General features: G+C 67.8%; 30 protein-coding genes. 13 read left to right on the forward strand and 17 right to left on the reverse strand.

The genetic code is table 11. The features are described from left to right. Nucleotides 1-2 precede the first annotated feature (2 nt). Nucleotides 3-158, reverse strand: a complete 156-nt coding sequence (locus tag CWC60_RS23610) for a hypothetical protein (RefSeq protein ID WP_164516486.1) — start codon at nt 156-158, stop codon at nt 3-5. A gap of 133 nt (nt 159-291) precedes the next feature. On the opposite strand from CWC60_RS23610, the gene CWC60_RS10885 reads away from it, so the two are divergent. Next, entirely contained in the window at nt 292-726 is a 435-nt protein-coding gene (locus CWC60_RS10885) for a DUF3429 domain-containing protein (RefSeq protein WP_164516487.1), read from the forward strand. Here CWC60_RS10885 and CWC60_RS10890 read toward each other — a convergent pair. Next, nucleotides 717-1,244: a gamma carbonic anhydrase family protein gene (locus CWC60_RS10890; RefSeq protein ID WP_109794027.1), complete on the reverse strand. Its 528-nt coding sequence runs from the start codon at nt 1,242-1,244 to the stop codon at nt 717-719. The two genes, CWC60_RS10885 and CWC60_RS10890, sit on opposite strands and share 10 nt — an antisense overlap. Before the next feature lie 78 nt (nt 1,245-1,322). On the opposite strand from CWC60_RS10890, the gene CWC60_RS10895 reads away from it, so the two are divergent. Genes CWC60_RS10895 through CWC60_RS10920 form a run of 6 tightly spaced genes read left to right on the forward strand, consistent with a single transcriptional unit; the run spans nt 1,323 to nt 6,750 of the window. Continuing rightward, nucleotides 1,323-1,652, forward strand: a complete 330-nt coding sequence (locus CWC60_RS10895) for a DMT family transporter (protein ID WP_109794028.1) — start codon at nt 1,323-1,325, stop codon at nt 1,650-1,652. An 8-nt stretch (nt 1,653-1,660) separates the two neighbouring features. Further along, nucleotides 1,661-2,770, forward strand: coding sequence for a sulfotransferase family protein (locus tag CWC60_RS10900; RefSeq protein ID WP_109794029.1), 1,110 nt, complete (start codon nt 1,661-1,663; stop codon nt 2,768-2,770). Beyond that, nucleotides 2,767-3,864 (forward strand): hypothetical protein, encoded by a 1,098-nt coding sequence (locus CWC60_RS10905; RefSeq protein WP_109794030.1) that lies wholly within the window; start codon nt 2,767-2,769, stop codon nt 3,862-3,864. The genes CWC60_RS10900 and CWC60_RS10905 overlap by 4 nt, the downstream gene beginning before the upstream one ends. Continuing rightward, on the forward strand, nt 3,861-4,820 hold the full coding sequence (locus tag CWC60_RS10910; protein WP_109794031.1) for an NAD-dependent epimerase/dehydratase family protein: 960 nt from the start codon (nt 3,861-3,863) through the stop codon (nt 4,818-4,820). Before CWC60_RS10905 ends, CWC60_RS10910 begins: the two co-directional genes overlap by 4 nt. Further along, nucleotides 4,813-5,478, forward strand: a complete 666-nt coding sequence (locus tag CWC60_RS10915; protein WP_109794032.1) for an HAD family hydrolase — start codon at nt 4,813-4,815, stop codon at nt 5,476-5,478. Before CWC60_RS10910 ends, CWC60_RS10915 begins: the two co-directional genes overlap by 8 nt. A gap of 48 nt (nt 5,479-5,526) precedes the next feature. Then, nucleotides 5,527-6,750: a cytochrome P450 gene (locus CWC60_RS10920; RefSeq protein WP_109794033.1), complete on the forward strand. Its 1,224-nt coding sequence runs from the start codon at nt 5,527-5,529 to the stop codon at nt 6,748-6,750. Nucleotides 6,751-6,850: 100 nt separating this feature from the next. Here CWC60_RS10920 and CWC60_RS10925 read toward each other — a convergent pair whose 3' ends face one another. The 8 genes from CWC60_RS10925 to CWC60_RS10960 all read right to left on the reverse strand — a co-directional run bounded on the left by CWC60_RS10925 (nt 6,851) and on the right by CWC60_RS10960 (nt 15,644). Next, a complete protein-coding gene (locus CWC60_RS10925) occupies nt 6,851-7,744 on the reverse strand; it encodes a PhzF family phenazine biosynthesis protein (protein WP_109794034.1) in 894 nt (297 codons plus the stop codon). Between the two features lie 13 nt (nt 7,745-7,757). Next, nucleotides 7,758-8,522 (reverse strand): SDR family NAD(P)-dependent oxidoreductase, encoded by a 765-nt coding sequence (locus tag CWC60_RS10930; protein WP_109794035.1) that lies wholly within the window; start codon nt 8,520-8,522, stop codon nt 7,758-7,760. 30 nt (nt 8,523-8,552) lie between these two features. After that, nucleotides 8,553-8,867 carry a YdbL family probable chaperone protein gene (locus tag CWC60_RS10935; protein WP_109794036.1) on the reverse strand — a complete coding sequence of 105 codons (315 nt, stop codon included), beginning with the start codon at nt 8,865-8,867 and terminating at the stop codon, nt 8,553-8,555. Next, entirely contained in the window at nt 8,867-9,079 is a 213-nt protein-coding gene (locus CWC60_RS10940) for a YnbE family lipoprotein (protein WP_206419889.1), read from the reverse strand. Before CWC60_RS10940 ends, CWC60_RS10935 begins: the two co-directional genes overlap by 1 nt. A gap of 46 nt (nt 9,080-9,125) precedes the next feature. Further along, complete coding sequence (locus tag CWC60_RS10945; RefSeq protein ID WP_109794037.1) at nt 9,126-13,043, reverse strand: intermembrane phospholipid transport protein YdbH family protein; 3,918 nt, start codon at nt 13,041-13,043, stop codon at nt 9,126-9,128. Between the two features lie 83 nt (nt 13,044-13,126). Next, nucleotides 13,127-13,516, reverse strand: coding sequence for a flagellar protein FlaG (locus tag CWC60_RS10950; RefSeq protein WP_164516488.1), 390 nt, complete (start codon nt 13,514-13,516; stop codon nt 13,127-13,129). Nucleotides 13,517-13,652: 136 nt separating this feature from the next. Beyond that, a complete protein-coding gene (locus CWC60_RS10955) occupies nt 13,653-14,468 on the reverse strand; it encodes a flagellin (protein ID WP_109794039.1) in 816 nt (271 codons plus the stop codon). Nucleotides 14,469-14,831: 363 nt separating this feature from the next. Beyond that, entirely contained in the window at nt 14,832-15,644 is an 813-nt protein-coding gene (locus tag CWC60_RS10960; protein WP_109794040.1) for a flagellin, read from the reverse strand. 296 nt (nt 15,645-15,940) lie between these two features. Here CWC60_RS10960 and CWC60_RS10965 point away from each other — a divergent pair, with 296 nt between their 5' ends. Then, nucleotides 15,941-17,194, forward strand: coding sequence for a hypothetical protein (locus CWC60_RS10965; protein ID WP_125182769.1), 1,254 nt, complete (start codon nt 15,941-15,943; stop codon nt 17,192-17,194). Between the two features lie 7 nt (nt 17,195-17,201). Here the strand turns inward: CWC60_RS10965 and cysK are convergent, their stop codons facing one another. The 4 genes from cysK to coaBC are packed head-to-tail and all read right to left on the reverse strand — an operon-like array spanning nt 17,202 to nt 20,338. Further along, nucleotides 17,202-18,167, reverse strand: a complete 966-nt coding sequence (gene cysK / locus CWC60_RS10970) for a cysteine synthase A (RefSeq protein WP_109794042.1) — start codon at nt 18,165-18,167, stop codon at nt 17,202-17,204. 40 nt (nt 18,168-18,207) lie between these two features. Next, on the reverse strand, nt 18,208-18,651 hold the full coding sequence (locus CWC60_RS10975; protein ID WP_109794184.1) for an RrF2 family transcriptional regulator: 444 nt from the start codon (nt 18,649-18,651) through the stop codon (nt 18,208-18,210). Between the two features lie 5 nt (nt 18,652-18,656). Next, complete coding sequence (gene dut / locus CWC60_RS10980; protein WP_109794043.1) at nt 18,657-19,115, reverse strand: dUTP diphosphatase; 459 nt, start codon at nt 19,113-19,115, stop codon at nt 18,657-18,659. Then, nucleotides 19,112-20,338: a bifunctional phosphopantothenoylcysteine decarboxylase/phosphopantothenate--cysteine ligase CoaBC gene (gene coaBC / locus CWC60_RS10985; RefSeq protein WP_109794044.1), complete on the reverse strand. Its 1,227-nt coding sequence runs from the start codon at nt 20,336-20,338 to the stop codon at nt 19,112-19,114. Before coaBC ends, dut begins: the two co-directional genes overlap by 4 nt. Before the next feature lie 267 nt (nt 20,339-20,605). Between coaBC and sdhC the strand changes: the two genes are divergently transcribed. From sdhC to CWC60_RS11010, 5 genes are all read left to right on the forward strand, one after another. Beyond that, nucleotides 20,606-20,998 (forward strand): succinate dehydrogenase, cytochrome b556 subunit, encoded by a 393-nt coding sequence (gene sdhC / locus CWC60_RS10990; RefSeq protein ID WP_109794045.1) that lies wholly within the window; start codon nt 20,606-20,608, stop codon nt 20,996-20,998. Between the two features lie 4 nt (nt 20,999-21,002). After that, nucleotides 21,003-21,392 (forward strand): succinate dehydrogenase, hydrophobic membrane anchor protein, encoded by a 390-nt coding sequence (gene sdhD / locus CWC60_RS10995; RefSeq protein WP_109794046.1) that lies wholly within the window; start codon nt 21,003-21,005, stop codon nt 21,390-21,392. A 5-nt stretch (nt 21,393-21,397) separates the two neighbouring features. Continuing rightward, nucleotides 21,398-23,191 carry a succinate dehydrogenase flavoprotein subunit gene (sdhA, locus tag CWC60_RS11000; RefSeq protein ID WP_109794047.1) on the forward strand — a complete coding sequence of 598 codons (1,794 nt, stop codon included), beginning with the start codon at nt 21,398-21,400 and terminating at the stop codon, nt 23,189-23,191. Between the two features lie 27 nt (nt 23,192-23,218). Further along, nucleotides 23,219-24,007, forward strand: coding sequence for a succinate dehydrogenase iron-sulfur subunit (locus tag CWC60_RS11005; protein WP_109794048.1), 789 nt, complete (start codon nt 23,219-23,221; stop codon nt 24,005-24,007). Nucleotides 24,008-24,084: 77 nt separating this feature from the next. Further along, a complete protein-coding gene (locus CWC60_RS11010) occupies nt 24,085-25,161 on the forward strand; it encodes an NAD(P)H-dependent flavin oxidoreductase (protein WP_109794049.1) in 1,077 nt (358 codons plus the stop codon). On the opposite strand, the gene CWC60_RS11015 is transcribed toward CWC60_RS11010, so the two are convergent. The 3 genes from CWC60_RS11015 to CWC60_RS11025 all read right to left on the reverse strand — a co-directional run bounded on the left by CWC60_RS11015 (nt 25,154) and on the right by CWC60_RS11025 (nt 26,696). Beyond that, the gene (locus CWC60_RS11015) at nt 25,154-25,513 is read right to left on the reverse strand and encodes a PilZ domain-containing protein (protein WP_164516489.1); all 360 of its coding nucleotides are present in this window, start codon (nt 25,511-25,513) and stop codon (nt 25,154-25,156) included. The two genes, CWC60_RS11010 and CWC60_RS11015, sit on opposite strands and share 8 nt — an antisense overlap. A gap of 117 nt (nt 25,514-25,630) precedes the next feature. Next, a complete protein-coding gene (locus CWC60_RS11020) occupies nt 25,631-25,996 on the reverse strand; it encodes a PilZ domain-containing protein (RefSeq protein ID WP_109794051.1) in 366 nt (121 codons plus the stop codon). Nucleotides 25,997-26,087: 91 nt separating this feature from the next. Continuing rightward, nucleotides 26,088-26,696 carry a glutathione S-transferase family protein gene (locus CWC60_RS11025; protein ID WP_109794052.1) on the reverse strand — a complete coding sequence of 203 codons (609 nt, stop codon included), beginning with the start codon at nt 26,694-26,696 and terminating at the stop codon, nt 26,088-26,090. Between the last annotated feature and the right edge of the window lie 57 nt (nt 26,697-26,753).

Below are 26,753 nucleotides of genomic sequence, written 5' to 3' on the forward strand. Positions count from 1 at the left end.
GGTCAGCCCTTCTTGTCCTGGGACTCGACGGAATCCTTCGTGTCCTGCATCACTGTCTGCGGCGTCTTCGTCTCCGCGGTCTTGCCGAACGGGCACGCGGTTACAGCGGCAGGCGCCATCCCGGCCGCAAGGGCCAGGGCGAGAACCAGAGAACGCATGGCTTCACCTCATGTTTGCCGGAGGTCAGGGTACCCCCCCGCCGAAAGTCGGTCAATCGAGTACGGCCCGGCGCCGGGTTGAGCACGGCCGGTGATCCGCTAGATTGCGCGGCGGTCGGACATGGAGCCCGCAATGCCCCGAATCGCCCTGATTCTGGCCCTTCTGGGCCTTGTTCCCTTCGTTGGCGGCGCTGTCGCCAACCATGTGGCCGAAGGCGGCTATCTTGGCTGGGCGCGCTATTCGATGCCGGTCTATGCGGCGGTGATCCTTTCGTTTCTCGGCGGTGCCCAGTGGGGCTTCGCGCTGGCTCCGGGCGGCGACCATTCCTGGCGGAGCTTCCGCCTGATCGCGGCCATGGTTCCGCCCGTCGCGGCCTGGCTGGTGCTCCTGCTGCCGCAGATCACGCCGCAGCTCCGCTATCTGATCCTGGCCGGATGTCTCGTGCTGTGGGCCGTGATCGATCACCTGTTCGCGCGCCAGGGCTGGGGGCCGGACTGGTATCCGCGTCTGCGCTGGCCGGTCACCGCCGCGGCGGCGCTTTCGCTTGTCGCCGGCAGTCAGTTCTGAAGCGACCGGTACTCGGCGGCCAGTTCGGCATAGTGCGGGGCGCCGCGCGCCATCAGCTTGCGGTCGCCGTCGGTGATTTCCCGCAGGCACTTGGCCGGCCAGCCGGCCCAGAGTTCGCCCTTGCGGACGATCTTGTTCGGCGTGACGAAGGCGCCGGCGGCGACCATGCCGCCCGATTCCACGACGCAGCCGTCAAGGATGATGGAGTTCATGCCGACGAAGGACCGGTCCTGCAGTTCGCAGCCGTGCAGCATCACCTTGTGGCCGACCAGGACGTCGTCGCCGATGACGGTCGGGCTGCCGCCGCCATTGACGTGGACCACCGTGCCGTCCTGCAGATTGGTGCGCTGGCCGATGCGGATATGGTTCACGTCCCCGCGCAGGACGCAGTTGAACCAGATGCTGGACCGCGCGCCGATCTTCACGTCGCCGATGACCTGGCTGCCCGGGGCCAGGAAGACGTCGTCGGCAATTTCGGGCCAGGTGCCGCGATAGGGGTGGCAAGCGCCCTTTTCCATCTGTATCGCCTTTCATGCTAAACGCGCGCCTGCTCTAACCCGGCGCGGGCCGTCCCGCCAAGTCCGAGGATCGAAGCCATGCACTATCTCTATCTTCTGGGGGCGATCATGGGCGAGGTCGTGGGAACCAGCGCGCTGAAGGCGACCGAGGGCTTCACGCGTCTGTGGCCGTCGCTGATCGTGGTCGCGGGCTATGGCGTGGCCTTCTTTCTGCTCTCGCTTTCGGTCGAACGGTTCCCGATCGGCGTGCTCTACGCCGTCTGGTCCGGGCTCGGCATCGTCCTGATCGCCGTGGCCGGATTCGTGCTCTACGGCGACCGGCTCGACCCGCCGGCCATCGCCGGCATGGCGCTGATCCTCTCCGGGGTGGTCGTGATCCAGCTGTTCTCCGAGACCGTCAGGCACTGAGGCGGGTCATGACGGCGCGGCCGAAACGAACCCTGGCCCATCCGCTCTCCGGGGCCGATCCATCGACGCTGATCCGGGCGCTCACGGCCAATGGCGGCGTCGACCGCGCAAGCCTGTTGCGGCTGGCGGGCATCGCGGGCTCGGTCGCCGGGCGGCTGCCGTTCTCGGCGCTGGAAAGAGTCTACGCCGGTCTCGCCGCGCCGAAGCGCCTCGATCCGCCGCCGGTCTTCATCGTCGGCCACTGGCGCAGCGGGACGACGCACCTCTACAACATCATGGCCAAGGGGGATTTCGCCTATGTCCCGCCGATCGCCACCGGCCTGCCCTGGGACCTGCTGCTGATCGGCGGGCTGTTCCGGCCGCTGCTGGAGAAGGCCCTGCCGAAGGGGCGCGCCATCGACAACGTGGCGGTGACGCCGGATTCGCCGCAGGAGGACGAGATCGCGCTCGCCTCCATGACCACGCTGTCCTTCTACCATGCGCTCTATTTCCCGCGCCGCTTCGAGGACCACCTGAATGCGGGTCTTTTCTTCGAGGGCGTCGAAGAGGAAAGGGTCGCGGCGTGGGAGCGGCGCGTGCGCCACCTCTACGCCAAACTCGTCCTGGCGCAGAAGGGGCGGCGGCTGTTGATCAAGAACCCGGTCTACACCGGGCGGGTGGCGCAGCTTTCGCGCATGTTTCCGGGCGCGAAGTTCATCAACATGGTCCGCGATCCCTACGACATCTTCGTTTCCATGCGGAACTTCTACGCCAGGCTGCTGCCCGAGCTGGCGTTGCAGGACCATGCCCATGTCGACATCGACCGCACGGTGCTGACGGTCTTCCCGGAACTGATGCGCCGCCTGCGCGCCGACCGCGCCGGTCTCGATGCGGGCAATTACGTCGAACTCCGCTACGAGGAACTCGACGCCGATCCGATCGACACGGTGCGCCGGGCCTATGCCGGGCTGGGCCTGCAAGGTTTCGAAACATCGATTGATGACTTCCGCCGCTATCTCGATGGTATCCGGTCCTATCGCAAGAACGAATTCAGGATGCCGCCGGAGGTGATCGAACTGGTGAACAGCCACTGGGCCGATGAGATCGAGGCGCTCGGCTACGAGGTGCGGGTGCCGTGAGGTGGCTCGGTATTGCGCTCGCCCTGATCGCCATGCCGGCGCACGCCGACGTGTTTGACTGCCGTCATGTCAATGTCGTGGACAACGAAACAGGGCAGAAGTTGGCTGGCATCGAAGACCTTGTCCACCATCCGCCCAGCAACACCCTGATCCTGTCGGTGCATGACCGATGGGGCGATCAGGACGACGATCCAGAGGCATTGATGGGCTTGTTCGGCGTGAGGGTTTCGTCGCTGGAAGCCTCCGCCCCGGCGGAGGCTTGGCGGCTGGGCAGAGAACAACCCGAACCCATGCGTCCACACGGCATCGCGCTGGCCGAGCGTCCGGACGGAGAATACCGGTTGCTGGTTATCGACCATCGCTATCTTCAGGAAGAGGAAAGGAACGGCGCGCCTGGCACCGTCATTCGTGAGTTCGCTGTTTCCACTGACGGGGCTCTCTCGCCGCTTAGAAGTTTTGGCCACCCGAAATTGTGTCCGGCAAACGACCTCGATTGGTATGGCGGCGACAAGGCGCTCGTCACTCTGGATCGGGCGAACTGTGGTGGCTTCCGGCGGTTTCTCGAGCTAGCGCGCGGTCAGGAACGTGGGCGGTTGGTCGAGGTCGATCTGAACAAGAGAATCATTACGGAACGCCTTTCGGGACTGGCATTTCCGAACGGGATCATGTTGGACAAGCAGTTTGATCGACGACAGTTTTTCCTCACCGAAACGCGCGCATCTCGCGTTTCGGTTTTTCGCTCGGATATCCATAAAGAGATTCGGGGCGAGCAGGACCTGTGGCTAACTCAGACCGCCATGTTGGCTGGTTCACCGGACAATATCTCGTCTACGCCAGACGCCACTGCGCTCGTGGCGTTGCACCCGGACGTTTTCGACTTCGGCCTCTACTCGATGCGTATTTGGGGCTACGACAGTTCAGGTACTCGGCTGATCGAATTGCACGGTCTCGACCCGCAACCAGGTATTCGCGTGATCCTTGACGATCCGGACGGCGAGATCATTTCCGGCGCAACATCGGTCATCCAGGTCGGAAGGCACTATTTCGCCGGCTCAGCTTTCGATGAGGGCCTCGCGGTCTGCGAGGAGAAATGACCGGCATCGACCTCGTCACCGGCGGCGCAGGTTTCATCGGCCGGCATCTGGTCGCGGCGCTGCAGGCGCGGGGGCGGCGGGTCCGGGTGCTGGATACCGCACCGTTCGCGGAGGAAGTGACCGGTGTGGAACATGTCCGGGCCTCCATTCTCGACGCCGCGGCGGTGGCCGAGGCGGTGGCGGGCGCGGAGCGGGTCTTCCATGTCGCCGGCGACCCGTCGCTCTGGGCCAGGGGGTCGGGCGACTTCGACCGCGCCAACCGCAGTGGCGCGGAAACGGTCATCGACGCGGCCATCGAGGCCGGGGCCAGCCGGATCGTGCTGACGTCGACGCACGCCATCGACGTGAAGGATGGCGCTTCGGCGGCGGCGATGCCGGGCCCCTATACCCGCGCCAAGTACCGCGCCGAACGGTTCGCGCTGCAACGGATCGCCGAGGGCGCGCCGATCGTCGCCGTCGCGCCCACCATGCCGCTCGGTCCCGGCGACGCCAACCTCACGCCGCCGACGCGCATGCTGCTGGAGTTCCTGCAGGGCCGGAACCCGGCCTTCCTCGATTTCGAGGTCAACCTGATCGACGTGCGCGAGGCCGCGGAAGGTCACGTGCTGGCCGCCGAGCGGGGCGAGACCGGCGTCCGCTATGTGCTGGGCCGCTACAATCTGATGCTTTCGGAGATGCTGCGCATCGTGGAGCGGCTGAGCGGTCGTCCGATGCCGACGCGGACGATTCCCTACGGGCTCGCCTGGATCTCGGCGGCGGCGATGGAGGCGGCGGCGCGCGTCACGGGGAAACCGCCGCGAGCCTCACTGGAGGGAGTCCGGCTGGCGCGCCGGCTGAAGCCCGTGGCCGAGGCTCCGGCGGCGGCGCTGGGTCTGGCCGCATGGCCGCTCGAGGCGATGCTCGCCGACGCGATCGGCTGGCTGGAACGCGAAGGATACTGGCGGCGCGATGGCTGAACCGGAAATGGTCATTTTCGACTGCGACGGCGTGCTGGTTGATTCGGAGCCGCCGGCGAACCGCGTGCTGGCCCGGTATCTGAAGCGTCACGGCCTCGACATGACGCTCGACCAGGTGATGTCGACCTTTGTCGGCCTGTCGCTCGGGAGCTGCGCCGAGATCGCCCTGCGCGACCACGGCGTCCGCCTGCCCGACAGCTTCGTGCCCGATATCCGCCGCCTCACCGCCGAGGTGCTGGCCCGCGAGGTGAAGCCCATCGCCGGCGTGCGGGCGGCTGTCACGGCCATCGCCCGTCCCGCCTGCGTCGCCTCCTCGGGCGAGATATCGAAGATGCGCCTCACCCTCGGGACGACCGGTCTGCTGGACCTGTTCGAGGGACGGCTCTACTCCGCCACCATGGTCGCCCGCGGCAAGCCGGCGCCGGACCTGTTCCTGCACGCCGCCGCAGCCATGGGCGCCGACCCGGCCCGTTGTGCGGTGGTAGAGGACAGCCCCTTCGGCATCCAGGCGGCGCGGGCCGCCGGCATGCTGGCCATCGGCTTTACCGGCGGCGGTCACCGCGACCATGCCCGCGACGCCGGCCTGCTCCGCGACGCAGGCGCGGCGGCGGTGATCGAGCGCATGGCCGCCTTGCCGGACGCGCTTCGTTTCGGATAGGCTTGCCAAAATAACTGAACGCCGGTCATTTGCCGGGGGAGGCACGCCATGAACGATCAGAGCCCGCAGCCATCGCCGGGGATGTTCAATCCCTTCTCGCCCGAGTTCCTGCGCAATCCCTATCCGTCCTTCCACATGCTGCGGTCGACGCAGCCGACGATGAAGACGCCGATGGGCTTCTGGGTCGCCACCCGCTACGAGGACGTCGCCTCGATCCTGAAGGACCGCCGTTTCGGCAAGGGCTTCGAGCAGCGCACCATCCAGCGCTATGGCGAGGAGGTGTTCAGGCATCCCGCCTACGCCTCCATGCGCCACTGGATGCTGGTGCAGGATCCGCCGGACCACACGCGGCTCAGGGGACTGGTCTCCAAGGCGTTCACGGCGAAGCGGATCGAGGGACTCCGGCCGCAGATCCGGACGCTGGTCGACGAGCTGCTCGACCGGGTCGAGGGCAAGGGAGCGATGGATTTCATCCGCCAGTTCGCCTACCCGCTGCCGCTCAACGTCATCTGCGACATGCTGGGAATCGTCCGGGAGGACCGCGACCGCTTCGAGTTCGGCGGCAAGGCGACGGGGCGGCTGATCGACCCGACGCCGATGTCCGAGGAGGAACTGCAGGCGGCCAATGACAGCTTCACCCAGTGGGAGGCCTATTTTCGGGAGATGTTCGGCGAACGCAGGAAGAATCCGAAGGACGATCTGACGACCGTGCTGGTCCAGGCCGAGGAAGACGGGGACCGGCTGAGCGAGAAGGAGCTGGTCGGCAACATGATCCTGCTCTTCGGCGCGGGCCACGAGACCACCGTCAATCTGCTCGGCAACGGCATGCTGGCGCTGCTCTCCGACCGCGAACAGTTCGAGCGGCTGAAGGCCGAGCCGGACCTGGTGCCGGGCGCGGTCGACGAGATGCTGCGATACGATTCCTCGGTGCAGATGACCGGGCGCTGCGCCATGGAGGACGTCGAGGTCGGCGGCGTGACCATCCCGCAGGGCGACCATGTGCTCTGCCTGCTGGGCGCGGCCAACCGCGACCCCGATCGCTTCGAGGACCCGGACAGCTTCCGCATCGACCGCAAGGACGTGCGGCCCATGTCCTTCGGCGGCGGTATCCACCATTGCATCGGCGCGCAGCTCGCACGGGTGGAGGCGGATGTCGCCTTCCGCACGATCCTGGAGCGGCTGCCGGACCTGCGGCTCGATCTGGACGGCGAGCCGGACTGGCGGCCGACCTTCACCCTGCGCGGCCTGATGAGCCTGCCCGTAAAGTGGTGAATGCAGGTTGGCGTGCGAGGGATGGTATGGCTGGCTCGCGCGCCTTCTGAATCCTGGAGACGGCGGGCTGGCCGGCCCGGCCATACCCGGCCCGCCTGCGCTACACCGTCAGAACCGCTTCCATGACCCGGACGACATGGCCGCCGATGCGCGGGCCGCTGTCCGGCCCGTCGGTGGCGGCCACGATGCGGGCGTCGCGGCCCATCTCCACGCCCTGCTCGGCGATATAGCTGACAGGCCCCGCGCCCAGCGCGGCGGAGCGGGCGATCAGCGCGGCGAGGCAGCCATTGGCCGAGCCGGTCGCCGCATCCTCAGGCACGCCTTCCGCCGGGGCGAAGGCGCGCAGCTTCACGTCGACGCCCGGGTTCGTCGCGCCCACCGACCAGACGGCCAGCCCTGTGATGCCGGTCCGTTTCGACAGCTCCGCGATCGCGGTCATGTCGGGCTTCAGCACCGCAACTGACTCCGGCGAAGGCAGGCGAACGAACATCCAGGCGATACCCGTGTTGGCGGCCTCGACCGGCGGGTCGGCGAGATCCCCTTCGGCGCAGCCCAGAGCGGCCGCGACCTCTGCGGCACCCAGATCGATGTCGATGAAGGTTGGGGCGACCTGGGTCATGGTGAAGACGGGCAGGCCGCCCCGCGCCGCGACCGCGACGGGAATGACGCCGGCGTGGCATTCCTGGCGCAGGATCCCGGGCAGTGGCCCGAGGCCCGCCTGACGCATGCTTTCGTGCACGCAGAAGGCCGCGGAAATCGTCGGATGGCCGGCGAAGGGCAGTTCGCTGCGCGGCGTGAAGATGCGCGCGCGGTAGTCCGCGTCGTCCCGCGTCGGCGGCAGCAGGAAGACCGTCTCCGAGAGGTTCATCTCCGCGGCGATCTGCTGCATCCGTTCGGCCGGAATCCCTTCGGCGTCGAACACGACGGCGCAAGGGTTCCCCCGGTAGACGCGGTCGGCGAACGCGTCCACCTGCCAGAGGCGTCTGGTTTCCATCGATCCCCCCGGATCAGAGCTTGACGGTCATTCCGCCGTCGACGAACAGCATGTGCCCGGTGACATATGATGCAGCGTCCGAGGAAAGGAAGATCGCAGCGCCGGCGATCTCGTCGGGCCGGCCCCAGCGGCCCACCGGCGTGCGCTCCTCCACCATCTGCGTGAAGGCCGCATCCGCCATCAGGGGCTTGTTGAACTCGGTGCCGAAATAGCCGGGCGCGATGCCGTTGACGCAGATCCCCTTGTCGGCCAGTTCCACCGCCAGCGACTTCGTCAGGCCGGTGACGGCGTGCTTGGTGGCGACATAGGAGCTGATGTTGGGCCGCGCGATTCGGCTCATCACCGAGCCGATGTTGATGATGCGGCCCCGGCCCTGCGCCGCCATGTGCCGGGCCGACTCCCGGGCGAGAACGTAGAGCGAGACGAGATTGGTCTCGATGACCGCGCGGTAGTCGTCCGTCGTGCTCTCGGACAGCGGGGCGCGGCTGATGAAACCGGCATTGTTGATCAGGATGTCCAGCCGGCGGCGGTCGGCGACGACGGATTCGACCGTCGCCTTGCACGCCGCCTCGTCGGTGACGTCGAGGATGCGGTGGTCGGCGTTGCCGCCCTTCAGCCCGATCGCCTCGACCGTTTCCAGCAGCGGCCCCTCGGAGCGTGCGGCGACGACCACCGTGGCGCCGGCCGAAGCGAGACCCAGCGCCATGGCCCGGCCGAGGCCCTTGCTGCCGCCGGTCACAAGGGCGATGCGGCCATCGAGGCGAAGCTGGTTGAACATGATCCCCCTCCCTTGGCGCCGCCGACGGCGTCAGCGCCGCCAGTTGCCGTCCGGTCCCAGGAACCAGGTTCCCGCCGGCGCCTTCTTCATGATTTCCTTGGCGTAGACCTTTCCGACATCGTCGACGCTCACACCCTGCTTCTGGGCCGCGTCGGCGTAGATCTTAAGCCGTTCGGCGTTGACCCGTGCCACAAAGGGTTCGGCGCTTTGTTCCCGCGCCTCCAGCAGACCATCATAACGCTCGCCAACCGCGCCGGAACTGCGCATCTGGTCCAGCGATTGGGCAAGGGCGCCGCCGCCAAGCGCGAACAGCACCACCAGGGCCAGCAGAATGGATCGGACCATCAGAATATCTCCGGATTCTTCTTGATGTCTTCCTGCGCCTGCTCTTCCAGCCGCACCCTGACATCGGCGTCAAGCTTGATGTTGAGATTGATGGTGATGGGCTCTTTCGGCGCCTGCACGGCGACGGTTGGCGTGCAGGCGGCGAGGGCGGCGCCGAACAGCATCGAGGCGGCGATGGCCGAGGCCCCCCGGACCTGGTCTTTCTCGATCATTTTCTTGTTCCGATTCATCCTGACTACATCTTGGCGCTGGCAGAGATTACTGCAAGGTGCGCACGCCGGTCTGAATGACGCCTGAACTGGCGCGGTACACAGTCAGGATGGTTTCCGCCAGGCGGTCCGCGTTGCCCTCGACGTTGATGTTGAAGACGAAGGGATGGGCGTCGAGCAGATCCGGATTGCGCCCTTCCAGCCGAACTTCGATCCGCGCCTCGCCCTCGGGCGCCTTGTCGATGCGGATATCCAGCCTGGTGTAGCGGAAGTTTTCCAGCGCTTTCAGCATCAGGTCGACCTGTTCACCGCCGCGGTCGCCGAGCACCTGCCGCGCGCGGTCGGTGCTGATGCGCAAGACTCCGTTCGTCCCGCCCGAGAGCCGTGCGTCGTTGATCGCGACCTGCTCGCCCCCGATGATGGTGACAGGCACGACCCCCGAGAGTTCCCCGTCCATGCTGACGCCGCCCAGGCCGAGAAGCTGGGTCAGTTCGGCCAGACTGATGGCGTCAAGCCCGAGACGCAGGTCCGCATCCCTGGGCGGTGCGGTGACCGAGAATGGCTCGAAGGCGAAGCGGCCTTCCAGCATCTCGCCGCTCAGCGTGCTGAAGTGCAGCTTGGCGCCTTCAGGCCCGCTGTCGATGTCGAAGGCGGCAATGATGTCGGTCAGCGGGACGCCGGCCTCCAGCCGGCCGATCCTGAGTGTCTGGGTCTGCGGCGTGCGCAGCGGCGACAGGGAGGCGAGGGCGACCGTGCCGTTGACGCCGGACACTTCCGCCTCCGCCGTCAGCAGCGACACGTCGCTCAGGCGCACCGTGGCCCGGCCGCCACCGCCATCGGACAGCGGCAGAACGAAGTCGCCCGCTACGGTCCCGTCGGCGGTGACCGCGTCCGCTTCCAGGGCGGTGAATTTCTGCAGGAACGACATCGCCGTCCCGGCATGGGTCGGCCCCAGGGATATCCGCGCGATCCCGCCGTCCAGGGCGATCTCGGCCTTCAGTTCCGGGCCGGACAGGCTGCGCGCCTCGCCGGTCACCGCGGGGGCCGACATCGGGCCGGTCAGCCGCCCGCTCAGGGCCAGCGGCGGCGCACCCGCCAGCAGCGCCGGGTCGATCGCGACGCCGTCGACGGCGAAGCGCTGGTCCAGCCGCGCGCCGGCCAGGTTGACAAGGCCGGCCAGGGAGAGGCCGTCCAGCCGCGCCATCCCCTCGGCCTCGGCCGTCGCCGCGGCGATGTCGGTGTCCAGACGGTCGAGCCCGCTGGCGAGGTCGGTCCGGAGCGAGGCGCGTATTCCCGTCAGGCGGATCGGGCCGGGGGTTTCCCCCGTTCGGATCGCAAGGGTGTCGAGGTCCAGATTGGCGGTGGCGACGCCCGGCGCGGGATTGCAGGCCGACAGCGTGCATGGCCCCAGCCGCAGCTCTGCGCTGTTGACCCGGGCCGTAACCGGGCCGGGTATCCGAACGCCGCCCCGTGCGCTCACCCCCTCCGTGCGCAGCGTGCCGCGCCGCAGCCGGATAGCGGTTCCTTCCGGGTCGCCGCTGACCGTGAACGGCGACTGCAGGCGCAGGCCGTCGACGGCGACGCCCCCGGCGTCGAGACCGGCCAGCCCCGTGTCGAGCCGGCCTTCCAGGGCAAGCGTCCCGCCGGCTCCGACCGTGCCCTCGGCGGCAATTGTGGCGTCGAGAACGCCGATTCCCGCGATGTCCCGCAGCGCGGCGTCCAGATTCAGCGACAGTTCGCCGTCCTCCGCGCCGCCGCCGCGATAGTCGAGCTTCAGCGCCGCCGGACCCGAGACGGCGGGCAGGTTCGGGTGAAGCCCTGCGATCCGCCCCGCATCCTTCAGGGCCGCATCGATACGGAGTTCGGCATGTTGCCGGTCGAGCGACCATGGGGCGCTCAGTGTGGCGCTTCCGTCGAGCCCGAGTTCCGGCGCGTTCGCATCCAGCTGCGCATCGATGCCTTCGGGTCGCGACTTGATGGTCAGTTCCAGGTTTTCGGGCCTGACGAGGGTGCGGGCATCGCCCTGTATCAGGATCAGTTCGCTGACGCTTGCGGTCAGGCGCTGTCCGCTCTCGCCTGTCGCCTCGCTGGCGATCCGGCCTTCCGCCCGGAAGGCCGGGTGGGTGAGTTCGAACCCGCTACCGATTTCGAGCACGCCGCCGCCGGTCAGCGCGATCGTGCCTGGCAATGCCAGCCGCACCCGGCGTTCCTCCGGGCCGCCTGTCGCCACCAGTCCTTCTACCGCGAAGGCGGGCAGGGCAATCCGGCCGAGCAGCGGGCCGCTCGCCACAGTCTGGGCCATCGGCGTGCAGCGGTCGATGGCGCAGGGGCCGAGCATGACGGACGCCCGGTCGATCGCGACGGAAAACGGGCCGGGCCATGGCGCGCCGTCGGCGGTTTCGATGCCCCCGGCGCTGATGATGACGTCGGAGAGACCGAGATCCGTTCCGTCCTCCACCCCCTCGGCGTCGACGCGCGCCTCCGCCTCGATGTTGGCGATGGTAACGCCGCCGAACGCGACACGATCCGCCGCCGCTTCCAGACGGCCGTCCAGTACCAGCCGGTCCGTCAGCGTCAGACCGCCGGTGTAGTCCAGTTCCCGCAGGTGCTGTCCGCCGATGGTCAGATTCCGCGCGGCGAGGCTGAGCCCTCGGGCGGAGATGCCGTCGGGCGACCAGGCGAGCCGCTCGAAGCCGGCGTCTGCAGATGCAGCGGAACGGAGCAGCAGCCGGCCCCCGGCTTCCACAGACAGGGGCGTTTCACCGGCGATGAGGCGTTCCGGGCGGTGCAGGCGCAGCCGGAAACCTTCGCTCAGGGTCAGCGTGACGTCGGGGCCCAGAAGCGCAACCGTGGAGGGGCTTGCCACGGCGTCGGGCAGCAGCGTTTCGTTGAGCCCGCTGGCCAGGATGTCGGCGGTCCCGAATTCGGTCTCGGCGCCCGTGGCGGAGAAGTCGGTGCCGGCGTCGAGAACCGCGCGCAGGCTCTCGAAATGACGGCCGTCCCCCACCAGGTCCGCGTCCAGCCGGGTCTCCAGAATGCCACTGGCGGCCGCAGTCTCGCCGGGCCCCTCCAGGGGCAGGCGGCCCCGAAAGGTCAGATGCAGGTCGGCCGTCCCCGACTGCAGGCCCGTCTCGGGTACGGCCTCGCCCAGCCGGGCGGCGTTCGTCAGGCGCAGGCGAAGATCGATCGCCGTGTCCCCATCGCCCGGAGGCAGCGCGCCGTCGCCGCTGGCGGCGAGGTCCAGACCCAGATCCGGGACCGCGCCCTGAAGCGTGACCTCGAATCGCTCCTCACCGAGGGCGACATCGAACGAGACTCCCTCGGCATCGAGAGGCCGGGCCTCACCCTCCCGCTTCAGACGCAGCCGGGCCAGTTCGCCGCTGATTCGCGTCGCGCCCTCCGGCGTCACCGCTGTCTCGATGCGTCCCTCTGCCTCCAGCCGCGGATGAGAAAGGCTGAAGGGGGTATTCAGGATCGGTGGCGCGCCGGGCGGGAGGTCGATCGTGCCGGGGAGGTCCACATGCGCGACTCCTTCCGCCGTATCGATATCGACCGAAAGATCGCTGAGCGCGATTTCCGGCCGCGGGCCCGGACCGGCCGCGGCTTCTTCCGTGCCGGCGCCGGCCAGGAACTCCGCCAGCGGGCCGAGGTCCAGCGCGCCGTCGCGCCAGGCGACCGAAAGGTCCACGCCTTCCGCGGCGACACGCCGGACCGCGCCTGCGGACAGGTCGTAGCGGATCTCGATGCGGCGCGCCGAGGCGCTGTCTCCCAGGCGCGCGTTGCGGACTTCCGCGCCTTCGAAGTCCAGGCGGGTCACGTCCAGCGCCGCTTCTTCGATGCCCCGGCCGGCGAGGTAGTATTCGGCGGCGCGCTCGGCCAGCCAGGTGCGCGCAAGCACGATCGCGGCCAACAGGATCAGAATCCCGGCCGTCGCGCCGATCGCCAGTCGCTTGCCGCGGATGCTCACGAATCGCTCCGCTCAGGTGGTACTGGCATCCATATTGTCGCGCGGGCGCCCCTTTGCGAGCCGCTCGTGCCGGTGCGTCGTTGTCAGATGGTTTCGTCGACGGCGAGACCCTTGAGACGGGACAGTCGCTCCAGTCGCTTCAGGACCTCTTCGGCCGGGAACTGCTTCAGGACTTCGCCCGTTTCCGGGTCGACGGCCTTGTAGACGAAGCCGCCGCCTTCATCGAGCACGTCGATCTCGAGACTGGCGTTGGGCGGGTAGTCGGCCATCATGGCCTTGCCGACGATGCGGGCCGCGCCCTGGCGGTCCACGCGGGGCTCTTCTTCCCGCGTGCGGCGCTGTTCCAGCATCTCGGCGGTGTCCCGCCGGACTTCGGAATCCCTGGGCCGCGCCTCGGTCGCTTTTTCGACCTTCCGCGTCGCCTTCGTCGGTTCAACGCCGATGACTTGACCGGTCGTTGCGTCGGATATCATGGCCATCCCCCGATGGTCAGACCCCTTGCGCTGCGGACCCGTCTTCGCCGGCTTGTCCCGGTCGTTCCGTCCTCAGCGCGGGGGCCGCGGCGGGGATATGGAGCCTCGCGGCCCCATATCCCCTGTGAGCGGGCCCTTAGAAGAGACCCAGGATCGTCTGCGGCGCCTGGTTGGCGATGGACAGCGCCTGCACGCCCAGCTGCTGCTTGATCTGCAGCGACTGGAGCCTTGCGCTCTCCTTGGCCAGGTCCGCGTCCACCAGGTTGCCGACGCCCTGCGTCAGGGTGTCCTGCAACTGGCTGACGAAGTCCTTGTGGATCTCCAGGCTCTTCGCGTCCGTGCCCAGCGAGGCGAGACGCGAGTTCGCCGTGTCGATCGCGGCATCCACGGCCGAACGGGCGGCCGCGGCGTTGGTGGCGGTCGTCAGGTCGACGGAGGCGATGCTGAGGCCGGTATTGGCCGACAGCTGCTGGGCCGAAACGGTGATGGACGAACCTTCATCGTTGGCCAGCACCGAGATGCTGGAGATGGAACCGTCGATCAGGTTCACGCCATCGAACTCGGCGTTGCTGACGATGGTGCCGATCTGGTCGCGCAGCGCGGTGAAGTCGGCGGCCAGGGCGTTACGGCTGGACGTGTCGAGGCTGGCGTCGGTCGCGGCGACGGCCTTCTCCTTCATCTCGATGAGAAGGTCGGAGATCGACTGGCCGGCCGCGATCGCGGTATCGGCAGCCGAGACGCCGCGGTCGAGGCTGTTCTTGACCGCATCGAAGCCGGAGATGGTGGCGCGGATGTTCTGGGCGATGGCGTAGGTGGAGCCATCGTCCTTCGGTCCGGCGACCTTCAGGCCGGTGTTGATGCGCGACTGAACCTGGGCCAGCTCCTTGTTGGTGCTGTTGAGGTTCTGCAGGGCGACCATCGCACCCGTATTGGTGTTGACGGAAATTGCCATTGGTAGTCTCCATTCTGGAAGTTGGCGGTTCAACAACGGGCGTTTTGCCCGCGCCGCTTCTTCCGCAATGGATGGGCCAGTTTTTCCGGATATCTAAATTGTTGAAAAGGCGGAAGAAATTTCCGTGGAGCGATTCTGCCCGGCAATTCTTGCCGGCAGATTCTGCCGGGAGTAGGCAAATAGTTCCGGCAGAAATTGCCCAGTCGCGCCCAATTGTTCAATCAATAAATCAAGAATTCGTCTTGACTAGAGTAAAATGGTGAATGACCGATTAACCAAGGAAAGTAAATTGTGGTTCATTGTGGTCGGAAAAGGCCGCAAAGGGATATGGAGCGGTGTGCTCCATATCCCCCTGCGCGGGCCCTAGAACAGGCCCAGGATGGACTGAGGCGCCTGGTTGGCGATGGACAGGGCCTGCGTGCCCAGCTGCTGCTTGATCTGCAGCGACTGGAGGCGGGCGCTCTCCTTGGCCAGGTCCGCGTCCACCAGGTTGCCGAGACCCTGCGTGAGGGTATCCTGCAGCTGGCCGACGAAGTCCTTGTGGATTTCCAGGCTCTTCGCGTCCGTGCCGAGAGAGGCAAGACGTGCGTTGGCGGTCTCGATCGCCGCATTGACGGCGGAACGGGCGGCGGCCGCGTTGGTCGCCGTGCTGAGGTCGACGGAAGCGACGCTCAGGCCGGTGTTCGCCGAAAGCTGCTGGGCCGAAACGGTGATGGACGAACCTTCATCGTTGGCCAGCACCGCGATGCTGGAGATGGAGCCGTCAATCAGGTTGATGCCGTCGAACTCGGCGTTGCTGACGATGGTGCCGATCTGATCGCGGAGCGCGGCGAAATCCGCGTCCAGAGCATTTCGGCTGGCCGTGTCAAGGCTGGCGTCGGTCGCGGCGACGGACTTCTCCTTCATTTCGATGAGAAGGTCCGAAATCGACTGACCGGCCGCGATCGCGGTATCGGTCGCCGAGACGCCACGGTCCAGGCTGTTCTTGACTGCATCGATGCCGGAGATCTCGGACCGGATGTTCTGGGCGATGGCGAATGTGGAGCCATCGTCCTTCGGTCCGGCGATCTTGAGGCCGGTATTGATGCGCGACTGAACCTCGGCCAGCTCCCGGTTGGTGCTGTTGAGGTTCTGAAGGGCGACCATCGCCCCAGCGTTGGTGTTCACTGACAACATTTGATTGCTCCGTTCTGGATTGGGTTTTCGGTTAGCCGGCCTTTTGCCCGCTGCAACCCGGTTCGCAACCCTCGGGCCAGAATTTCCATCTTCGTGAATATCAATAAAATCAAATAGTTGAGTTGGTATACATAAAATACCAGACAAATTCTGCCGATCAGGATTTGCCGGGTCGGGCCCCGGGCGGCAAGTCCTGCCGGGCCGGCGGCGGCCGCTGCGACTGTGACCGCGGTCCCTCGTCCGGAATGCCTGCGGGCGCTAGGCTGGCCCGATCGGCGGCTCAATGAGGTGAAAAGGTGCGTAACGCTGTTCTCTGTCGTCTCGTCGTCCTTGTCGCGGTCCTTGTGACCGGCGGAGGCGCGGCCCGATCCCTGGAACTCGGACCGCTGCACCCGGAAGCCGAGACGGTGCTCGCGCGGCTGGCGGATACCGATGCATTCGCCGGGGCGGCGATCGTCGAGCGGCCGGCAAAGGGTCTGCCCGGCGTCCGGGCGCTGACGGTGGGCGAACCCAACGGCGAGGACGTTTCGGCCCAATTGCTGGTGCGGGGCCGTGCGCTGATCGGCTTGCGTCTGGAGGTGCCGCTGCTGCCTTCCGCCGATCCGGGTCTCTATGCCTTCGCCGATCTGGCCCCGCTGCTGGAGCCGGCCCTGGCGGGGCTGGCGCACGACGAGGACGTGGCCGGCCGCGAGGCAGTCAAGCGCTGGGCCGGGGAGATCGGCCTGGAAAGCTGGATGCGGCCGCGCTACGGCGCCTATCGCCTGGAGCGCCGGGTTGGCGGCACCCTTTTCGTCTTCGAGGGCGTGCCGCTCGAACGGTTCTGGATCTCGGCCAGCCGGGCGCCGGAGACGCTGCACCCGGTGCTGGACGACCTGCAGCCCCATGTGCCGGCGGCCGAGCGCGCCGCCGCGGCCCCCGCCCTGACCGCGGTGGAGCGCGGCGAATATGGCGAGGCGCGGCGTCTGGCCGGGCCCCATGCCGAGGCGGGGGCGGGCTGGGCCCTGCTGGTGATGGCCGATTATGGCGAGCCGATCGGGCCCGGCCGGGCCATGTCCAGCGCCATCAACAACATGCTGGAAAAGTCCGCCGACACCGGTTTCGCGCCGGCCCAGTACGTTTTGGGTCAGCCGGAATCGAATTTCGCCGAGCGCCGGCTGACCGAGGCGGCGAAAGCCGGCTACGGGCCCGCGCTGGCCCTGAAGGCGCGCCGTTTCTACCGCGGCGGCCGGGCGGAGGATCCGGCGGCCCGCTGCGACGAACTGGTGGCGCTGCAGGGCAACGCCATGGCCCAGCTTCGCACCGTCTACCGCTACGCCGAAGGCGGCGGCGCGGCGGACACGGCCTATTTCTGGGGGCGGGTCACGCTGGAAACCTTCGGCGAGGCTGCAAGCTTCACCGTCGAACGCTACATCCTGCATACGCTGGACGTGCTGTCGGATCGGCTGGCGCCGGCGGTCATGGCGAAACTGGACGCCGACGCGGCGGACTGGTCGCCGAAATCCTTCGACGAACTGAAACCGAAATACGAAGCGCTCGGCTGCCTCGAGTGAGGCGGAGTCAGAGCCCCTCGAACAGCGCCGTCGAGAGATAGCGTTCGGCGAAGGACGGCAGGATGGCGACGATCGTCTTGCCGGCCATGGTCTTCCGCTCACCGACCTCCAGCGCCGCGGCGACCGCCGCGCCCGACGAAATGCCGACGGGAATGCCTTCCAGCCGCGCAAGGCGGCGCGCGGTCTCGAAGGCTGTCTCGTTGCCGATGGTCAGCACCTCGTCGACCACGGAGCGGTCGAGATTGTCGGGCACGAAGCCCGCGCCGATGCCCTGGATCTTGTGCGGTCCCGGATTGCCGCCCGACAGCACGGGGCTGTCCTCGGGCTCGACGGCGACGATGTGGACGCCGGGCCTGCGCTGCTTCAGCACCCGGCCGATACCGGTGATGGTGCCGCCGGTGCCGACGCCGGCGATGATGACGTCGACCTTGCCGGCCGTGTCGGCCCAGATTTCCTCGGCCGTGGTGGCGACATGGATCGCCGGGTTCGCGGGATTGGCGAACTGCTGCGGCATCACGGCGCCGGCGTTATCCGCCATCAGTTCGTTGGCGCGCGCGATGGCGCCGTTCATGCCCTTCTCCGGCGGAGTCAGTTCCAGCTCCGCGCCCAGCAGCTTCAGCATCCGCCGCCGTTCGATCGACATGCTTTCCGGCATCACCAGGATCAGCCGGTAGCCCTTGGCGGCGGCGACGAAGGCCAGGGCGATGCCGGTATTGCCCGACGTCGGCTCGATGATGGTCGCGCCCGGTTTCAGATCGCCGGTTTCCTCCAGCGCCTCGATCATGGAGACGCCGATGCGGTCCTTGACCGAGGAGAGCGGATTGAAGAATTCCAGCTTGGCCAGGATCGCGGCGCCCTCGGCCAGGTTCTCGCCGATGCGGTTGAGGCGCACCAGCGGCGTGGAGCCGATGGTCTCGACGATTGAATCATAGATGCGGCCGCGCGGCGGCGTGAAGCGTTCGAAGTCGGTCATGGCGTTCTGTCCCCCTCCCCAGGGGTCGGCGTTGCCGCCGTCAGATGGTGAAATCGCGCGTGTTGCTGGCGGCCTTGGGCACCTTGGCGGACTCGGCGCGGCGGCAGAGATCCTCCAGTGTGATCTCCGAAAGCCGGTCGACGATCTCCAGCTGGATCTCGTTCCACAGCGGCCGGACCACCTTGTGGCCCAGGTCGGAGCCCGTATCCTCCTCCGGCTCGTCGTCGCTGGAGATGACGCGGACGATGTCGGCCACGGTAATGCGCCGGCGCTCCCGGGCCAGGGTGTAGCCGCCGCGGGGGCCGCGCACGCCCTTCAGGATGCCGGCGCGCACGAGCTGCTGCATCGCCTGCTCCAGATAGCGCGGCGGAATCTTCTGTCGCGCCGTGATGTCCTTGGACTGCACCGGGTCGGGCCGAGCGTTGTAGGCGACGTCGAGCACGGCATCGAGTGCGAACATGGTCTTCTTCGGCAGGCGGAGGATGTCGGTCATGGCCGGCCCACCCCCGTCGAGCCGAAGCCGCCGCCGCCACGGGCGGTCTCCTCGAGCGCTTCGACTTCCCGCCAGGCGCAGCGGCTGACCGGGGCGACCACCATCTGGGCGATGCGGTCGCCGCGGCGGATCTCGAAGGGTTCCGCCGAGAGGTTCACCAGGATCACGGAGACCTCGCCACGATAGTCGGCGTCCACCGTGCCGGGGCTGTTCAGCACCGTCACGCCGTGACGGGCCGCGAGGCCGGATCGCGGGCGCACCTGCGCCTCGTGGCCGGGCGGCAGGGCGATGGCGATACCCGTCGGCACCATCGCCCGGCGCCAGGGCGCCAGTATCAGCGGCGCGTCGATCGCCGCGCGGAGATCCATGCCCGCCGCCCCGGCGCTCTCATAGGCGGGCAGGGGCAGATCGGCGGCGTGCGCCAGCCGGCGGATGGGGATGGCGTCCAGGTTCATGGCGTGCTTCCGAAGAAGCGGGCGATGCGGTCGGCCAGGCGCTCGGCGACGGCGGTCTTGGCCATGGGCGGCCAGCTTTCGGGCTCTCCCGCGCCGATCAGCGTGATCGAGTTCCGGTCGCCGCCGAAGGTGCCGGTGTCGGGACTGACGTCATTGGCGACGATCCAGTCGCAGCCCTTCTTCTGGCGCTTGGTCTCGGCGTATTCGATGACGTTCTGCGTTTCGGCCGCGAAACCGACCACCAGGCGCGGCCGCTGGCTGGCGTGGCCGGCCAGCCCGGCAAGGATGTCGGGATTTTCCGCAAAACTGAGCTCCGGCGCACCGCCGCCTTCCCGCTTCTTCAGCTTCTGTCCCGCGGCTTCGACCCGCCAGTCGGCCACTGCCGCGGCGCAGATGGCGATATCGGCGGGCAGGGCCGCCTCGCAGGCGTCGCGCATCTCGACCGCGGTCTCCACCCGCACGGTCTCGACCCCCGGCGGATCGGGCAGGCCGGTCGGGCCGCTGACCAGGGTGACCGACGCCCCCAGCCGGCGAAGCGCGCCCGCGATGGCGTGGCCCTGCTTGCCCGAGGACCGGTTGGCGATGTAGCGGACCGGATCGATCGGCTCGTGGGTCGGGCCGCTGGTCACCACCGCCTTCAGTCCCGCCAGCGGGCCGCCGGCGAAGTGCCGCTCCAGCGCCGCGACGATGTCCAGCGGCTCCGCCATGCGGCCGGGTCCGAACTCGCCGCAGGCCATCGCGCCCTCCGTCGGGTCGACGACGATCGCGCCGTCGTCGCGGAGCTGCGCCAGGTTGCGGCGGGTCGCCGGATGCTGCCACATGCGCACGTTCATCGCCGGTGCGATCATCACCGGCTTGTCGGTCGCCAGCAGCAGCGTCGTCGCCAGATCGTCGGCCAGGCCAGCGGCCATGCGCGCCATCAGATTCGCCGTGGCCGGCGCGACCAGCACGATATCGGCCTGCCGGGACAGCTGGATGTGCCCCATCTCCGCCTCGTCGGTCAGGTCGAACAGCTCGGTGTAGACCTTCTCCTCGGCCAGTGCCGAAAGGGCGAGCGGAGTCACGAACTCGGCGCCCGAACGGGTCAGCACCGGGCGCACCGCCGCGCCGCGCTCCCTCAGGCGCCGGATCAGGTCCGGTATCTTCACGGCCGCGATCCCGCCGCCGACGATCAGCAGCACACGCCGCGCCGACAGGGTCCCGGTCACATCCGCAGCAAGCATGGGCTAACCCGAAATCTACGTCTCCAACCTGTACATAACCTAGTCCGCCGCAAGCGCCACGGCAATCTCGGAATCCGCCGCCGCGCCATGCACTTGCCCCCCGCCGGCTTCGAGGGGCAGGGCGGTCTCGCGTTGACAGTCGGGGGCATCGGCCTACAATCGCGTCTCGGTTGCGGGGGTCCGGCGAATCCGGGGGGACTCCGTACCAGGGGATCATGGAGCTCGGGGCCGGTTTCAGACCGGCCGGAGCGAATGAGGGGGACGGTCATGGCGAACACCAATCGCCCGTTGTCGCCGCATCTGCAAGTCTATGACATGCTTCAGATCACGGCCCTGATGTCGATCCTGCATCGCATCACGGGCGTGTTCCTTGGGCTGGGCATGCTGCTTGTGATCTGGTGGCTGGTCGCGCTGGCCAGCGGGCCGGAATATTACACCTACGTGCTGGGCGTGGCGGGCAGCTGGATCGGCCGCCTGGTGCTGTTCGGCTTCACGGCCGCGCTGTTCTATCACCTCTGCAATGGCATCCGGCATCTCTTCTGGGACGCCGGCCGGGGGTTCGAGATTCCGGCGGTCTACCGTTCGGGCTGGACGGTGGTGATCGCCTCGCTGGTGCTCACCGTACTGGCCTGGGTGGCGGCCTACGCCTACGGAGGTTGACGCCATGAAGCGTTCCGCACTCAACACGCCACTGAAGAATGCGCGCGGCCTCGGCTCGGCCAAGGACGGCACCGAGCACTGGTGGATGCAGCGGGTCACGGCGATCGCGCTGATTCCGCTGGTCTTCGCCTTCGTCGTGCTGATGATCCGGCTCGCCGGCGCCGACTACCTCACCGCCGCCGGCATTGTCGGCAATCCACTGGTCACCGGCGTTCTGCTGCTGCTCATCGTCGCCGTGTTCTGGCATCTCAAGCTGGGGGTCCAGGTCGTCATCGAGGACTATGTCCACGGCCCGGCCTCGCGGCTGTTCATGATGTTCGCGAACACGTTCGGATGCTGGATCGGCGCGCTGATCTGCATTCTGGCCGTCCTCACGATCGCCTTTGGAGGGTGAACCCGATGTCCGAAGCCTATCCGTACACGGAGCACAAGTTCGACGTCGTGGTGGTGGGCGCCGGCGGCGCCGGCCTGCGCGCGGCCATGGGCTGCGCCGAAGCCGGTCTGAACACCGCCTGCGTCACCAAGGTGTTTCCGACCCGCTCCCACACCGTCGCCGCACAGGGCGGCATCTCCGCCTCGCTCGGCAACATGGGCCCTGACAACTGGCGCTGGCACATGTACGACACCGTCAAGGGTTCCGACTGGCTCGGCGACCAGGACGCGATCGAATACATGGTGCGCGACGCGGTCAACGCGGTGCTGGAACTGGAGCATTTCGGCGTGCCCTTCAGCCGCACCGACGAGGGCAAGATCTACCAGCGCGCCTTCGGCGGCATGACGACCAATTTCGGCGAGGGCCCGGCGGCGCAGCGCACCTGCGCGGCGGCCGACCGCACCGGCCACGCCATGCTGCACACCCTCTATGGCCAGTCGCTGAAGAACGACACGCATTTCTTCATCGAGTACTTCGCCATCGACCTGATCATGGACGAGGATGGCGCCTGTCAGGGCGTGCTCGCCTGGAACCTGCAGGAGGGGACGCTGCACGTCTTCCGCGCGCAGATGACCATCCTGGCGACCGGCGGCTATGGCCGCGCCTATTTCTCGGCGACCTCGGCCCATACCTGCACCGGCGACGGCGGCGGCATGGTGCTGCGCGCGGGCCTGCCCTTGCAGGATCTCGAGTTCGTGCAGTTCCATCCCACCGGCATCTACGGGGCAGGCTGCCTGATCACCGAGGGCGTGCGCGGCGAGGGCGGCTACCTGGTGAACTCCGAGGGCGAGCGCTTCATGGAGCGCTATGCGCCGTCGGCCAAGGATCTGGCCAGCCGCGACGTGGTCAGCCGCTCCATGACCATGGAGATCCGCGAGGGCCGCGGCGTGGGCAAGGACAAGGATCACATCTACCTGCACCTGGACCACCTGGACCCCGACATCATCGCCGAGCGCCTGCCGGGCATCTCCGAATCGGCCCGCATCTTCGCCGGCGTGGACGTCAACAAGGAGCCGATCCCGGTGCTGCCGACCGTGCACTACAACATGGGCGGCATCCAGACGAACTACCGCGGCGAGGTGCTGACGCTGCGCGACGGCGATCCCGACGCGGTGGTGCCCGGCCTGATGGCTGCAGGCGAAGCCGCCTGCGTTTCCGTCCATGGCGCCAACCGTCTGGGCTCCAATTCACTGATCGACCTGGTGGTGTTCGGGCGCGCCTGTTCGAATCGCTGCGCCGAGATCCTGGAGGCGGGCCGCTCCCTGCCGGAGACAAACAAGGCCTCCGTCGACAAGGCGCTGGCGCGGCTCGACAAGGTCCGCAACGCCAGTGGCGGCACGCCGACGGCGGCGATCCGGGACCGGATGCAGCGCGTCATGCAGGACAATTGCGCGGTGTTCCGCACCTCCGAGGTGCTCTCCGAGGGCAAGCAGAAGATCGACGAGGTCTACCGCGAAATGCCCGACCTGAAGGTCACGGACCGTTCGATGGTCTGGAACTCGGACCTGGTCGAGAGCCTGGAGCTCGACAACCTGATCCGCCAGGCGGTGGTCACCATGCATTCGGCGGAGAACCGCAAGGAAAGCCGCGGCGCCCACGCCCACGAGGACTTCCCGGACCGCGACGACGCCAACTGGATGAAGCACACGCTGGCCTGGATCAACGAATCCGGCGAAGTGACCATCGACTACCGGCCGGTGCATACCTACACGCTGTCCAACGAGATCGAGTACATCGAGCCGAAAGCGCGCGTCTACTGACGCCGCGCAGCCCAAGAGGACGAAGCAATGGTTGAATTCAATCTGCCGGCGAACTCCCGCATCAAGTCCGGTAGTGGCAAGAGCTGGCCCAAGGCCGGCGACGGCGCCAATACCCGGACCTTCAAGATCTACCGCTACGATCCGGACTCGGGCGAGAATCCGCGCGTGGACACCTATGAGGTGGACATGGACGACTGCGGGCCGATGGTTCTCGATGCGCTGATCAAGATCAAGAACGAGGTCGATCCGACGCTGACCTTCCGCCGCTCCTGCCGCGAGGGCATCTGCGGCTCCTGCTCGATGAACATCGACGGCACCAACACGCTGGCCTGCACCAAGGGCGTCGACGAGGTGAAGGGCGACGTCAAGATCTATCCGCTGCCTCATCTGGAAGTGGTCAAGGATCTGGTCGGCGACCTGACCCATATCTACGCCCAGTACGCCTCGATCGAGCCCTGGATGCAGACCAAGTCGCCGGCCCCGCCGGACCGGGAGCGCCTGCAGGCGCGCGAGGACCGTTCCAAGATCGACGGCCTATATGAGTGCATCCTGTGCTTCTGCTGTCAGACCTCCTGCCCCAGCTACTGGTGGAACGGCGAGCGCTACATGGGTCCGGCGGTCCTGCTGCAGGCCTATCGCTGGGTCATCGACAGCCGTGACGAGGCGACGGGCGACCGGCTCGACAAGCTGGAGGATCCCTTCAAGCTCTATCGCTGCCACACCATCATGAACTGCGCGAAGACCTGCCCGAAGGGCCTGAACCCGGGCAAGGCGATCGCCGAGCTGAAGAAGATGATGGTCGAGCGCAAGCTCTGATTCATCGCGCCGCTTGAGCTTATCGAGGGCCGCGCCCGATCCGGGGCAGCGGCCCTCTTTGCTTTCCGGAGGACGTCATGACACGGTTTGACACCCGACTGACCGACCTGCTGGGGATCGAACTGCCGCTGATCCAGGCGCCGATGGCGGGCGCCAACGGCGCCGAGATGGCCGCTGCGGTCTCCGCCGCCGGGGGGCTGGGTTCGCTGCCCTGCGCCATGCTGGACGGCGACAGGATGCGCGCGGAAGCGGGTGTGATCCGGCAGCGTACCGACCGGCCGTTCAACATGAATTTCTTCTGCCATGCGCCCCGCCCGCCGGACCCGGCGGCGCAGGACCGCTGGCGCCGGCGGCTTGCCGCCTATTACGAGGAGCATGGGCTGGATCCGGGCCGGGCGGCCGCCGCGCCGCTGCGCGAGCCCTTCGACGACCGGGCCTGCGAGGTCGTCGAGGAGGTCCGGCCCGGCGTGGTCAGCTTCCATTTCGGCCTGCCCTCGGGGGACCTGCTGGAGCGGGTCCGGGCCGCCGGCGCGAAGATCATCGCCTCCGCGACCTCCGTGGCGGAGGCGCGCTGGCTCGAGGCGCGGGGCTGCGACGCCATCATCGCCCAGGGCTATGAGGCCGGCGGCCATCGCGGGATATTTCTGGGCGACGACATAGCCAGCCAGGCCGGCACGATGGCCCTGGTGCCCCAGATTGCGGACGCGGTCGCGGCGCCGGTGATCGCCGCCGGCGGCATTGCCGACGGCCGCGGCGTGGCGGCGGCGCTGGTGCTCGGCGCCGCCGGGGTTCAGGTGGGCACGGCCTTCCTGTTCACGCCCGAGGCGACGATCTCCGATCTGCACCGTCAGGCGCTCGCGGAGGCCGTCGACGATTCGACGGCGCTGACCAATGTCTTCTCGGGGCGGCCGGCGCGCGGCATCGTCAACCGGGTGATGCGGGAGGTCGGCCCGATGGCCGCCGAGGCGCCGCCGTTTCCCACGGCGGGCGAGGCGCTGGCGCCGCTCAAGCAGGCGGCCGAGGCCCAGGGACGGGCCGACTTCTCTTCGCTCTGGTCGGGGCAGGCGGCCGGACTGGCGCGGCCGACCGGCGCGGGAGAACTGACGCGCCGGCTGATCGCGGATGCTCTGGCGCGTCTCTCGGCGGTCAGTTGACCTTCCGGCGGCTCTGGTCGAGCAGCCAGGCCGTCAGCGCCGCGCCATGGGCCGCAGATGCGAAGCGGATCGCGGAGCCCCCGCCACGGTGGGCCAGGACCTCGCCCTCGACGCGGCGCAGCAGCATGCCGACGCTGATGTAGATGCGGTCGCCGACTTCGGCGGGCAGGGGCGGCTCCACGAACACGCCGCCATTCGAGATGTCGATGGTGCGGCAGCGGCTGATCGTGCCGTCCGCCGTCTCGATCTCGATCTCGACGGAAACCTCGAAGCGCTCATGCTGCCGGCGAAGCTGCGGCGGCGGCGCAAACAGCATGTTGAACTGACGTACGCGGCGCGCGAGATCGGACATCATGCCCATCGGGGGAACACCCTTGTTACTCTGACCGGCGCAGGATGGATCGGCGGGGCTTAAGGCCCGGTTAAGGCGGAGTGGTGTCAGGTGATTACACTGTCGACGGCAGTCGCCTCAGGCGCCGCCGCCATGGGCGCGCTCGACCATCCAGTGGGCCAGCGCCCGGCCTTCTTCCCCGGCCAGGAAGGCGAGGCCCGTGCCCTCCGGACGCTGACCGACAATCCGCGCCGTCACGGCTTCCGCGCCCTGGCCCGGGTCGACCCTGACTCGCCGACCGCGGTCACCGGTCAGGTTCGGCGTGACCAGCATGCCGCCCTCTGAGACATTGCGGGCAATGCAGGCGCCATTGGCGCAGTCATTCTCGCCGGTCACGCGCACGGGCAGGTTGATTGTCACTCTTTGCGACGCTCGCCGGTCCTGTGACGCAATTTGTTTGCGTCCCAGGCCCAGAAGTCTTGCGATGTGTTCGATTCCCCTCATGGCCAACGGCAGTCGCAAGCGCGATGCCACTCACACGGGTGCCCGTCCGCGGGCGGTCAGTCCTGTGGCGGGCGCCGTGGCGCCGTGAGATTCAGGCCCGCGCTGTCGGGCGGGAGGTGACGCGCCGCCACCAGGCGGAGAGGTTCTCCAGTTCGTCGGGCACGCGGATGCCGACGGCCTTGCCCAGCAGGATGCCGCACTGGAGCGAGATATCGGCGACCGTGTAGTCGCCGGTAGCCAGGAATTCGCGGCCTTCCATGTGAGCGTCGAACATCCGCAGACGGTCGAAGACCTTCGCCTTGCAGGCCTCGCCCCAGGCGGGCACCTGCTCGAGGCGGTCCTTCCAGAACTCGTGGGTGTTCTGGAAGCACTGGGCGGTCGGGATTGCGACCTCCAGCTCGGCGCGGCGGTTCCACATCTCGACCTGCGCCTTTTCCAGCGCGTCGCGGCCGAACATCGGCGGATCCGGGTTCAGTTCCTCGAAATAGCGGCAGATGGCCATGGATTCGGTCAGGATCGTGCCGTCGTCGAGCACCAGCGCCGGCATCTTTCCCAGCGGGTTGATCTTCAGGTAGTCGGGCGCCTCGTTCTCGTGGCTCATCATGTCGACCGCCTGCATCGGCACCTCCAGGCCCTTCTCGGCCAGATAGATGCGCACCCGCCGCGGATTGGAGCCGGCGTTCAGATCGTAGAGTTTCATGGAAATCCCCCCTCGCTGTCCCGTCTCCGGACCAGATAGCGCGGGCGACGGTCCTGT

The organism is Minwuia thermotolerans, assembly GCF_002924445.1.
GTDB classification, from domain to species: Bacteria; Pseudomonadota; Alphaproteobacteria; order Minwuiales; family Minwuiaceae; genus Minwuia; species Minwuia thermotolerans.

Excerpts from the sequence above, each read along its gene's own strand:
- CWC60_RS11005 (WP_109794048.1), top strand. The coding sequence starts at position 23,219 with ATGGTTGAATTCAATCTGCCGGCGAACTCCCGCATCAAGTCCGGTAGT.
- CWC60_RS11025 (WP_109794052.1), bottom strand. The coding sequence starts at position 26,696 with ATGAAACTCTACGATCTGAACGCCGGCTCCAATCCGCGGCGGGTGCGC.
- sdhC (WP_109794045.1), top strand. The coding sequence starts at position 20,606 with ATGGCGAACACCAATCGCCCGTTGTCGCCGCATCTGCAAGTCTATGAC.
- CWC60_RS11020 (WP_109794051.1), bottom strand. The coding sequence starts at position 25,996 with ATGAGGGGAATCGAACACATCGCAAGACTTCTGGGCCTGGGACGCAAA.
- CWC60_RS10940 (WP_206419889.1), bottom strand. The coding sequence starts at position 9,079 with ATGATCGAGAAAGACCAGGTCCGGGGGGCCTCGGCCATCGCCGCCTCG.
- CWC60_RS10920 (WP_109794033.1), top strand. The coding sequence starts at position 5,527 with ATGAACGATCAGAGCCCGCAGCCATCGCCGGGGATGTTCAATCCCTTC.
- CWC60_RS11010 (WP_109794049.1), top strand. The coding sequence starts at position 24,085 with ATGACACGGTTTGACACCCGACTGACCGACCTGCTGGGGATCGAACTG.
- CWC60_RS10890 (WP_109794027.1), bottom strand. The coding sequence starts at position 1,244 with ATGGAAAAGGGCGCTTGCCACCCCTATCGCGGCACCTGGCCCGAAATT.
- CWC60_RS11015 (WP_164516489.1), bottom strand. The coding sequence starts at position 25,513 with ATGTCCGATCTCGCGCGCCGCGTACGTCAGTTCAACATGCTGTTTGCG.
- CWC60_RS10910 (WP_109794031.1), top strand. The coding sequence starts at position 3,861 with ATGACCGGCATCGACCTCGTCACCGGCGGCGCAGGTTTCATCGGCCGG.
- cysK (WP_109794042.1), bottom strand. The coding sequence starts at position 18,167 with ATGACCGACTTCGAACGCTTCACGCCGCCGCGCGGCCGCATCTATGAT.
- sdhA (WP_109794047.1), top strand. The coding sequence starts at position 21,398 with ATGTCCGAAGCCTATCCGTACACGGAGCACAAGTTCGACGTCGTGGTG.
- CWC60_RS10885 (WP_164516487.1), top strand. The coding sequence starts at position 292 with ATGCCCCGAATCGCCCTGATTCTGGCCCTTCTGGGCCTTGTTCCCTTC.
- coaBC (WP_109794044.1), bottom strand. The coding sequence starts at position 20,338 with ATGCTTGCTGCGGATGTGACCGGGACCCTGTCGGCGCGGCGTGTGCTG.
- CWC60_RS10960 (WP_109794040.1), bottom strand. The coding sequence starts at position 15,644 with ATGTTGTCAGTGAACACCAACGCTGGGGCGATGGTCGCCCTTCAGAAC.
- CWC60_RS10935 (WP_109794036.1), bottom strand. The coding sequence starts at position 8,867 with ATGGTCCGATCCATTCTGCTGGCCCTGGTGGTGCTGTTCGCGCTTGGC.
- CWC60_RS10950 (WP_164516488.1), bottom strand. The coding sequence starts at position 13,516 with ATGATATCCGACGCAACGACCGGTCAAGTCATCGGCGTTGAACCGACG.
- sdhD (WP_109794046.1), top strand. The coding sequence starts at position 21,003 with ATGAAGCGTTCCGCACTCAACACGCCACTGAAGAATGCGCGCGGCCTC.
- CWC60_RS10895 (WP_109794028.1), top strand. The coding sequence starts at position 1,323 with ATGCACTATCTCTATCTTCTGGGGGCGATCATGGGCGAGGTCGTGGGA.
- CWC60_RS10900 (WP_109794029.1), top strand. The coding sequence starts at position 1,661 with ATGACGGCGCGGCCGAAACGAACCCTGGCCCATCCGCTCTCCGGGGCC.
- CWC60_RS23610 (WP_164516486.1), bottom strand. The coding sequence starts at position 158 with ATGCGTTCTCTGGTTCTCGCCCTGGCCCTTGCGGCCGGGATGGCGCCT.
- CWC60_RS10930 (WP_109794035.1), bottom strand. The coding sequence starts at position 8,522 with ATGTTCAACCAGCTTCGCCTCGATGGCCGCATCGCCCTTGTGACCGGC.
- CWC60_RS10955 (WP_109794039.1), bottom strand. The coding sequence starts at position 14,468 with ATGGCAATTTCCGTCAACACCAATACGGGTGCGATGGTCGCCCTGCAG.
- CWC60_RS10925 (WP_109794034.1), bottom strand. The coding sequence starts at position 7,744 with ATGGAAACCAGACGCCTCTGGCAGGTGGACGCGTTCGCCGACCGCGTC.
- CWC60_RS10915 (WP_109794032.1), top strand. The coding sequence starts at position 4,813 with ATGGCTGAACCGGAAATGGTCATTTTCGACTGCGACGGCGTGCTGGTT.
- dut (WP_109794043.1), bottom strand. The coding sequence starts at position 19,115 with ATGAACCTGGACGCCATCCCCATCCGCCGGCTGGCGCACGCCGCCGAT.